We start from the raw sequence: 1,520 nt of genomic DNA, 5'->3' as shown, positions 1-1,520 counted from the left end.
TTCACTCCTCCCATGACCCCGAATCGCCCCGTCGCCACCCATCGCCCGCTCGAGGCCTTCTTCGCCCGTGAGTCCAGCGCGCCTTTGGCACAGGCTTTCAGCGGGCAGCGGCCGGTGCATCCCTTCGTCGGTCTGACGCCGGTCGATCCGAGTGAGCTCACACCACTCTGGCAGCAGCTCACCGAGACCCCGCTTGGTCATCCCGCGGTGGCCTATGTGCATGTGCCCTACTGCGGAAATCATTGCCTGTTCTGCGGCTTCTATCAAAATGCCTGGCGCGAGGAAGCCGGCAGCGCCTATGTCGATGCGCTGATCACGCAGTTGCAGCGTGAACCTGACCGACCCGACCTGTCCGAGGCCGCGATCCGCGCGGTCTACTTCGGCGGTGGCACCCCAACCCTGCTCTCCGCCGCCGACCTGGCACGCGCCATCGAAGCGGTCCGCGAGACCTTGCCGCTCGCTGCCGATTGCGAGATCACCGTCGAGGGTCGCGTGCACGGCTTCGGGCTCGATAAGGCACGCGCGGCCTTCGCCGCCGGCGCCAACCGCCTCTCGCTCGGCGTGCAGACCTTCGATGAACGCCTCCGCCAGCGTCTTGGACGCAAGGCGAGTCGAGCCGAGCTGCTGAGCGCGTTGGAGGGGCTGATGGGGCTTGATCAGGGCGCCATCGTCATCGACCTGATCTTCGGGCTGCCAGGCCAAGATGCAGCGCTCTGGGCCGAGGATCTCGACACGGCGATCACGCTCGGACTCGACGGGGTCGATCTCTATGCCCTCAAGCAGATGCGCGACACCCCGCTTGCCAGCGCGGTCGCCACCGGCAAGCTCAGGCCGGCCGCGCCCGAGCAGCTCGGCCGTTTCTACCAACAGGGCGCCGAACGGCTCGATGCAGCACGCTGGGAGCCGCTCTCTAGCAGCCATTGGCGTCAAGGCACGCGGGAGCGCAACCTCTACAACCTGCTGGTCAAGGCCGGTGCCGATTGCCTGGCCATCGGTGCCGGCGCCGGCGGCTCGCTGCATGGCGGCGAGCGCGCCTACTCATTTCGCAACACTGCGGATGTCGACGACTACCAGCGTCGGCTCACCCAGGGCGAGCCAGTGATTGCTGGTTTGATGCGGCATTCGCCCCATGATCGGCTGTTTAATCGGATCAAAGGCGAGCTTGAGCGCGGTCACTTGGACCTAAGCGGCCTGGACGCCGATCTGCGAGCGCACGCGAATCGCGAGCTGGCGCCTCTGGCCGACCCGTTGTTCGCCCAGTGGCAGCGCGCCGGCCTGGTGATGCGCTATGGCGGCTGGCTCGAGCTGACGCTCGCCGGTCGCTTCTGGCAGGTACCGCTGACGCAGAACCTGCTCGAATGGCTCGATCAATGCCTCCGGGAGATGCCAAGCGATGCCTGAGAACCGTCTGTTCTGCTTCAGCCTCGGTGACAACGGAGAGCGGCTCGTCCGCGCAGTACCCCGAGCACGAGGTCCTCGGTATCGCGGTGTTCCTGCGCGCCGCCGACATCCCCGCCCGA

At 66.8% G+C, this 1,520-nt stretch carries 1 protein-coding gene; it reads left to right on the top strand.

What is annotated here, in order from left to right:
- A partial coding sequence (gene hutW, locus VBE63_RS29145) for a heme anaerobic degradation radical SAM methyltransferase ChuW/HutW (protein ID WP_323686467.1) occupies positions 1-1,401 on the top strand: 1,401 nt, incomplete at its 5' end.
- Positions 1,402-1,520 lie beyond the last annotated feature (119 nt).

The sequence above is a fragment of the Lamprobacter sp. genome (genome assembly GCF_034860625.1).
Classification (GTDB): Bacteria; Pseudomonadota; Gammaproteobacteria; order Chromatiales; family Chromatiaceae; genus Lamprobacter.
This window is presented reverse-complemented; position numbering and strand designations above follow the sequence as displayed.